Annotated in this window: 7 protein-coding genes; 3 read left to right on the top strand and 4 right to left on the bottom strand. The window is 41.0% G+C overall.

The window, feature by feature from the left end; all coding sequences use genetic code 11:
- A partial coding sequence (locus B3014_RS12735; RefSeq protein WP_289287003.1) for a LysR family transcriptional regulator occupies nucleotides 1-762 on the bottom strand: 762 nt, incomplete at its 3' end.
- Between the two features lie 167 nt (nucleotides 763-929).
- Between B3014_RS12735 and B3014_RS12730 the strand changes: the two genes are divergently transcribed.
- From B3014_RS12730 to gdhA, 3 genes are all read left to right on the top strand, one after another.
- A complete protein-coding gene (locus tag B3014_RS12730) occupies nucleotides 930-1481 on the top strand; it encodes a cytochrome b (protein ID WP_289287002.1) in 552 nt (183 codons plus the stop codon).
- A gap of 20 nt (nucleotides 1482-1501) precedes the next feature.
- Nucleotides 1502-2089 (top strand): YceI family protein, encoded by a 588-nt coding sequence (locus B3014_RS12725; RefSeq protein ID WP_289287001.1) that lies wholly within the window; start codon nucleotides 1502-1504, stop codon nucleotides 2087-2089.
- Nucleotides 2090-2504: 415 nt separating this feature from the next.
- Entirely contained in the window at nucleotides 2505-3848 is a 1344-nt protein-coding gene (gdhA, locus tag B3014_RS12720; RefSeq protein ID WP_289287000.1) for an NADP-specific glutamate dehydrogenase, read from the top strand.
- A 106-nt stretch (nucleotides 3849-3954) separates the two neighbouring features.
- On the opposite strand, the gene B3014_RS12715 is transcribed toward gdhA, so the two are convergent.
- The 3 genes from B3014_RS12715 to prlC form a co-directional block, all read right to left on the bottom strand.
- Nucleotides 3955-5511 carry a methyl-accepting chemotaxis protein gene (locus tag B3014_RS12715; RefSeq protein WP_289286999.1) on the bottom strand — a complete coding sequence of 519 codons (1557 nt, stop codon included), beginning with the start codon at nucleotides 5509-5511 and terminating at the stop codon, nucleotides 3955-3957.
- Between the two features lie 97 nt (nucleotides 5512-5608).
- Entirely contained in the window at nucleotides 5609-5905 is a 297-nt protein-coding gene (locus B3014_RS12710; RefSeq protein ID WP_289286998.1) for a YheV family putative zinc ribbon protein, read from the bottom strand.
- Nucleotides 5905-7983 carry an oligopeptidase A gene (prlC, locus tag B3014_RS12705; protein WP_289286997.1) on the bottom strand — a complete coding sequence of 693 codons (2079 nt, stop codon included), beginning with the start codon at nucleotides 7981-7983 and terminating at the stop codon, nucleotides 5905-5907. The genes B3014_RS12710 and prlC overlap by 1 nt, the downstream gene beginning before the upstream one ends.
- Nucleotides 7984-8049 lie beyond the last annotated feature (66 nt).

The raw sequence follows: 8049 nt of genomic DNA, 5'->3' as shown, positions 1-8049 counted from the left end.
ATCTAACTTTTGCAAGTTATCACATTTGTTCGCGTGATGAACACCCATCGGACCAATAGCCATTCCTTCAATTACCGCATTATGAATATCTGGAAAGTGATTGCTTTGGTAAATAATCTGTTCTTCATTAATGTGCTTAAGTACCTGTTTTACAAAAGGAATTTTTCGTTTTTCATTACTTGGAAGCGCCCATAGATGTTGATTATATTCATTCTCATTTCTGGGCAATCCATATTCTTCAACATAAGAATCAGCGGCATAGTAATTAATATCGGGGGGATTAAGTTTTTTCACAATCAAGTCTGGTTCATTAGGCTGGCCACCTGCTCGCAATGATACGTGTGCAGCCCCAGTTGCTAGAGGAATAACATCATCGGTAGCAATAATTTGAATGCGTAATTTGGGGTAGGCTTGGCGAAATGCTTTTAGCGCTGGATTCAATAGTGGTGAAAAATCACTTAAGGTCGTAATGCGTAAATTCCCACTGATATTTTTTTCTGCGCTGCTCATTAGATTTTCTAAACGACTAAAAGATTTTTGAATGTCGGGTATCTCTTTAACCACTAACTCACCGGCATCGGTTAATTGGTAACCGCGCTGATGGCGGATAAACAACTTAGTATCAAGGGCTTCTTCTAAGCGGTTTATATGGCGCAGCACCGTTGCGTGATTCATTTGCAACAGGTTACCCGCCTTGGTTAGCGTGCCAGACTTTGCAACTTGATAAGCGATACGAAAGTCATCCCAACTGGCTTGTGTCATTGGCTATTCCTGAATTTAAAAATCTAAGTAATAAGTTATGCCCAAGTTGTGCATATATGCACAATAGTTTCCCTTTTTTGTCTATTTTTCAACAAGTAGTTTCAGCGTACAGTAGGTTAATTGATTAAGATCATTAAATTTATACAGCATTAGCAACGAGATACATCATGGTATGGAACAGTAGAAGCAGTTATGGGTGGGTCTCAATTGCCTTACATTGGCTGATGGCTCTTGGTATTTTCGGCATATTTGGTCTTGGATTATATATGGTTGAATTAACCTATTACGACGCCTGGTATAGAGGCTCGCTAGATCTTCATAAAAGTATTGGTCTCACTTTATTAATCGTTTGGATCATAAGAATTACGTGGCGTTGGATTAATACCAATCCTGAAATTAGCGGCGGCCCAATTGAAAAAAAGGCGGCACATTATGTACACCTACTCTTATACGGTGTCATGTTGGCACTGATGATTACGGGTTATTTAATTTCGACAGCTGATGGACGAGGCATTGAGGTATTCGGGTTGTTCGAAGTACCTGCTATGTCGATTAGCTTTGAAAACCAAGAAGATATTGCAGGTGATATTCACTGGCTACTTGCTTGGAGTTTGATCTTAATGGTGACATTGCATGCCATGGCCGCAATTAAGCATCATGTTATTAATAAAGATAATACTTTATTGAAAATGATTCGCCCTACAACTGATTTAAAATAAAACTATCCTTAGGAGGATGCATGAAAAAGTTATTACTAACCGCAGTTACGACATCGGCTTTAACACTGGCTTCATTGTTTTCAGTGTCAGCACAAGCTGCAGATTATAAAATTGATACAGCAGGTGCTCACGCGTTTGTTCAATTTAAAATTAAGCATCTTGGTTATAGTTGGTTATTAGGACGTTTTAACACCTTTGACGGTGGTTTTTCTTACGATGCGGCATCACCAGAAAAATCTGAAATAGAAGTTGTTATCGAAACTGCCAGTATCGACTCGAATCATGCTGAGCGTGATAAGCATTTAAAAGGCTCTGATTTTTTGGACGTAAAAAAATTCCCAAAAGCAGTTTTCAAAAGTACAGATTTTGAAGTTAAAAATGATGATAATGCTGTAGTAACAGGTACATTTTCTCTACATGGCGTAGAAAAAACAATTAGCTTCCCTGTGCAAAAGATTGGTGAAGGTAAAGATCCTTGGGGAGGTTACCGTGTCGGTTTTGAAGGTAAAACAACTTTGAAGCTAGCAGACTATGGTATTACCTATAACTTAGGGCCTGCTTCTACTCACGTAGAAATTGAATTATACCTAGAAGGTATTCGTAAATAATTATTGAATAATTCAGATATCGATATTATTGCGTAAATGAAGCCCAGCGTTGCTGGGCTTTTTTGTGGGAGATAAAAATAGTTTGAATTTAAAGTGAAATTTAAATTCAATTGAAGGTATTTCATTGTTGGCCAAAAGACCACCTATAGTGTTGTTTCAGTGATATGTTTTGGTAATCAGATGGTATTTTTATTAAATGTAAGTCGTCCTTTAGGGCGACAAACCCTTCTATTCTTTTTTAGGAAATATAAACTTATCAGACTTTTAAGTAACTTAAACCCTCTCTGCAAGCGTCCTAATCTCAGCCTTCTAGTCTCTATATATTAAAAAATAATCAATAAATTAGGTGCTTTTAACTTTTATATTGGCGAGAATGCATTCCCCTTTTTCGTGGGTTATTTTATGAGGTTTTTTCATGCGTTATGAATCGGTTGATGAATTTTTAGAAGTTGTTACTAAGCGAAATCCTTGTCAGCCAGAATATTTACAGGCTGTTTCAGAAGTTATTCATAGTCTTTGGCCTTTTATAACCAAGAACCCTCATTACGCGGAGGATGCTTTGTTAGAACGTTTGGTTGAACCTGAGCGTATTATTCAATTTCGAGTGTGCTGGGTTGATGATAATGGCCTTACTCAAGTCAATCGTGGTTATCGAGTACAGCATAATTCTGCGATTGGTCCGTATAAAGGTGGTTTGCGTTTCCACCCTTCTGTTGACCCGTCAGTTCTTAAATTTTTAGCATTTGAGCAAACCTTAAAAAACTCTTTAACAACCTTGCCTATGGGTTCTGGTAAAGGGGGTTCTGACTTTAATCCAAAAGGAAAAAGTAAGGGAGAGGTTATGCGTTTTTGTCAGGCCTTTATGACAGAGCTGTATCGTTATATTGGTTCCGACACTGATGTGCCTGCGGGTGATATTGGTGTAGGTGCTCGTGAAATTGGTTATTTGGCGGGGATGTTTAAAAAGATTACCAATCGTACTGACTGCGTATTTACGGGTAAAGATTTAAGCTTTGGTGGTTCGTTAATTAGACCGGAAGCTACGGGTTACGGCCTTGTTTATTTTGCTCAAGAAATGCTGCTTAAATCAGGCTGTTCTATTGAAGGGTTGCGAGTTGGTATTTCAGGATCGGGTAATGTGGCCCAGCATGCTGTGGAAAAAGCGTTACAGTTGGGCGCTCGTGTTGTGTCTGTATCGGATTCTGCAGGCTCGGTTTATGACGAGAAAGGCTTTACGACTGAAAAGCTGTCTATGTTGAAGCGTATTAAAAATGAAGAGCGCGGTCGTATTGAAGCGTATGCAAAAGAGGCAGGTTTAGAATATTTTCCTAAGTGTACTCCTTGGCATTTTAAAATGGATGTTGCTTTACCGTGTGCGACTCAAAATGAATTAAATATTGATGATGCGCAGCTATTAGTTCAAAACGGTGTGCAGTGTGTTGCAGAAGGGGCGAATATGCCTTGCAGTCCTGCGGCGATTGCGGTGTTTGAAAACAACGGTATTTTATTCGCACCAGGTAAGGCGTGTAATGCCGGTGGCGTAGCTACGTCAGGTTTAGAAATGAGCCAAAATGCAATGCGCCTTTCTTGGACCCGTGACGAAGTTGATACGCGTTTATTGGAAATTATGAAGGGCATCCATAAAGCGTGTTTAAGACATGGTACTCGTGAGAATGGAAGCATTAACTATGTTGATGGGGCGAATATCGCAGGTTTCGTAAAAGTGGCTGATGCTATGCTGGCACAAGGTATTATTTAAGTTATGTAAATCTAGCTAAAAAATATCAGTTTGCTGAGCTGCTAATATTAGACAACTCCTTCGGTTAAAAAACGAAGGGGTTGTAATGGTATGTGTTTATTAATTTTTAGGAGCTTTGATAACCCAACCGGAATCCGCCCCAGTGCTTTCCTTTCACATAAATTGGTATTGATAAATCATGCAAAATTTCACCAGTGTCGCGTTTATACGTTTGTAGCAAAAACTCATTTTGATTAGAGCCACAGCGTTTTCCCGTTCGATCATCAAAGATGCGCTTGGTTCTATTTGTTAATAAGTCCTTGTCATAATCACCGCTTAGAGGCTGGCTGAATTTTTTATTATGAGTCGGGAAATAACCATTAATATCAACAGCCCCTGCATATAGAATATTTGAGTGGCGGTCTAGAATAGGTTCTTGAACGCTAGGGAATTTTCTATCAGAGTAAGCATCGTAGGCGGTGTTATATTTTTGAGGATTTGTGTCTGGTATTTCTTGGTAGTTATAGTCGAACACTTGCGCTTGAGTTAGCTCGCCAGAGTCAATGGCTTGTTCTAAACTCGCTGATATTTCTCGGGATGCATTTTGTGCTTCTGTCACTGCTACTTGGTGAAATCCATTTAAACCTTCAGTACCCGTTTGGTCGTAAATTTTTTCAGCTAGTTCAGCTAGACCCATAGCTCGTTCAGAAATACCTTGGATATCTATTTCTGAGGCTTGCATTTCGACTGAGAATTCTTCTAGCGCTGAATTGACTTGAACTTGATGTTCTTTATTTTCGAGTGTGCGTTTGTTTGTGCCAATTACACGCTCTTCAACTTCTTGGGTCAGAGTTAGAATTTCTTCTAGCTGTTTATTAACATTGATTGTTTCATTACGGCTTTCTTCTATTTCATCTACTAAGCATTTCATTTTCTCATTGGTTAATTGAGTTTCTTTATTAATTTTAGTAACTTTTTGAGCAATTTCTTCTGTCGCTTCAGATGTACGGTTTGCTAGGCTTCGAACTTCATCAGCAACCACGGCGAATCCTCGCCCTGTCTCACCTGCGCGTGCGGCTTCAATGGCGGCATTAAGGGCTAATAAGTTGGTTTGCTCTGCAATACTTGATATAGAATTAGTGATATCTGAGATGTCTGTAGAGCTGCCTTCAAGTTGTGCAATTAGTTCTGCAGTATTCAAGGCCTGATCTCTGGTTTTATCCATTTTTTCACTTGCGCGTTTAACGGCCTCTTGCCCTTCTTTACTCGTTGTACGTGTTTGCTTGGCGATATTGGTTAGTAGCGATGAGTCTTCCACTGTTTTGTCTATATTTTGAGATATTTGAACTGCTGAGTCTGTAATCACTTTTACGTTTTGCATTTCGCCTAAGATTCGAACGCGTAATTTGTCTGCGGCAAAAGAAACGTCAGCACTGGCAATTGCAATATGGCTAATATTATCGGCTGCGTCAGAATCAGAGTTATTCGCATCTGGGACGGTAGGCTCGGCTTTTTCTAGAGGAGTTTTTGGGGTTATTACGCTACTAGCTAGTGAACCCAATATGCCTAATGCCCAAGGGATACTTAACCATAGTGGTACTGCTTCCCAGTGGCTAAATAGTACCCAGCCACTGGTTATGAATATGATGAATATAGATGCTAATGAGGTCGACTTTGGACTCACGATAAAGCTCCTTCAAATTATGCTTATTTGAAGTGTAGCTGCCCATGCTCAGAATGTGGGAATACATGGGCTTATTGCGTGAGTCTGGCGCAAAATATCAATGATCTTTTCGGTTAGCACCGGGGTCCATAATTTTGAGCGGCTTCTCTTCGTCGTCGTAAATGGTTTTACCTACTGGAGTTACGCGGGTCGTTAGCTCTTCGTAAAGAGGTTCGCTGGTTTCGGCTTCTTTCGCTTCTTTATGTTGGGTATAGGTTTCAGTAAAACCACAGGCAACACAATCACGAAGTTCGTCACCGTTTTCATCACAGTACATGCGGATTTTATCCATCTCGCCACATTTAGGGCAAACAACACCAGCGATAAAGCGTTTCTGAATCATCTTTTGTCCCATTACAAAGTCCCTGCTGTATTGTTTGATGTGTTAATTCCACAGTGGCGCAACAGTGCGTCGGTCGTTGGTGCGCGGCCACGGAAACGTTCGAATAAAACAGCGGGTTCTTCGCTTCCACCTTTTTGTAAAATTTCAGTTAAGAAGCTTTGCCCAGTTCCCGTATTAAAAATACCTTCGTCTTCAAAGCGAGAAAATGCATCGGCGCTTAATACTTCTGCCCATTTGTAGCTGTAGTAACCCGCAGCATAGCCGCCAGCGAAAATATGGCTAAAGCTATTTTGGAAACGGTTGTATTCAACTGTTGGCACCACCGTTACTTTACTGCGCACATCGTCGATTATGCCTTGGATGTAGCTTTCTTTTTCGCCATCGCTTAACGCTGGGTCATATTCTTTGTGCATGCGGAAGTCGAATAATGAAAACTCCAATTGGCGCATCATCATCATGGCGCTTTGGAAGTTCTTTGCTGCTAGCATTTTTTCTAACAAATCATCGGGCAATGGTTCACCCGTTTCATAATGGCCAGAGATAAACGCTAGGGCTTCTTTTTCCCAGCACCAGTTTTCCATAAACTGACTGGGTAACTCGACCGCATCCCAAGCAACACCGTTAATTCCTGACACACCGGCATAATCAATTTTTGTCAGCATATGATGCAGACCATGACCAAACTCATGGAACAAGGTCGTGACTTCATCATGAGTGAATAAGGCCGGCTTATCACCGACAGGCTCAGAGAAATTACAAGTCAGGAAAGCCACCGGTGTTTGCAGACCTTTGGCTGTTTTTCGGCGCACCAGACATTCATCCATCCATGCGCCGCCACGTTTGTGTTGGCGAGCATATAAGTCCAGATAAAACTGGCCACGTAAGTTACCGTTTGATTCGCGGATTTCAAAAAAACGTACGTCTTTATGCCAGGTATCGATATCCGTCCGTTCACTGATAACCAATCCGTATAAGCGGTTTACCACAGCAAACAAACCATTCACGACTTTATCTTCTGGGAAATATGGTTTGAGCTCTTCCTGAGAGATACTATAGCGTTGCTGGCGTAGTTTCTCGGCAAAATAAGTGACATCCCATGCTTGTAATTCATCCATGCCTGCTGTTTCTTTTGCGAAGGCTTTTAATTCTTCAAATTCTTTAATGGCTATCGGTTTACTACGCTCAGCCAGATCATTGAGGAAATCCATCACCTGTTCTGGGCTTTGTGCCATTTTTGTCGCTAAAGAGCGTTCAGCGTGGTTAGCAAAGCCAAGTAAGTTAGCTAAACGATGACGAAGCTTGAGAATATCGGCCATGACCTGAGTATTGTCCCACTGGCCGGCATTCGGTCCCTGATCAGAAGCTTTAGTCGCAAAGGCGGTGTACATTTCTTCGCGAAATTCACGATTATCTGCATAAGACATGACCGGCATATATGAGGGGAAATCCAGCGTAAATACCCAGCCCTCAACATTGTCACGTTTGGCAAATTGCTCTGCCATGGCAATGGTCGACTCAGGTAATCCAGATAACATGTCTTTATCCGTAATATGCTTTTTCCAGCCGTGTGTCGCATCCATCAGGTTTTCTTCGAACTTAGCACTCAGTTCGGTCAGTTTTTGCGTGATGTTTTTATACTCATCACGGTCAGCCTGATTAAGTTCTACCCCGGATAAACGGAAGTCTCTGACGGCATTATCAATGACTTTTTTCTGGGCAGTATCCAGCGACGGGTACACCGCACTCTCAGCCAGCTGTTTATAAGCACGGTACAAGTCTTCATTTTGTCCCAGCTCTGTACCGAACTCACTCAACATCGGCAGACAAGCGTTATAAGCTTTTCTTAATTCATCCGAATTCACTACAGAGTTCATATGACTGACTGGAGACCAAACACGATCGATTGACACATCAATGTCTTCCATTGGCTCAACCAAGGTTTCCCATGTGGGATGGCTCACCTGTGTCAGTAATTTATCTACTGCTTGTCTAGCCTGACTTATCGTTTGTGTTACAGCAGGCTCTACATGCTCAGGTTTGATTTCAGAGAAAGGCGGTAATGGGTAATTTTCTAATAATGGATTGCTCATTGGGCGTCTCATTTTGGCTATTGTTTAATGATACGACAATTAATTCAATAAGTTATCGTCATCATT

Source organism: Methylophaga sp. UBA678 (genome assembly GCF_002299105.1).
GTDB classification, from domain to species: domain Bacteria; phylum Pseudomonadota; class Gammaproteobacteria; order Nitrosococcales; family Methylophagaceae; genus Methylophaga; species Methylophaga marina.
This window is presented reverse-complemented; position numbering and strand designations above follow the sequence as displayed.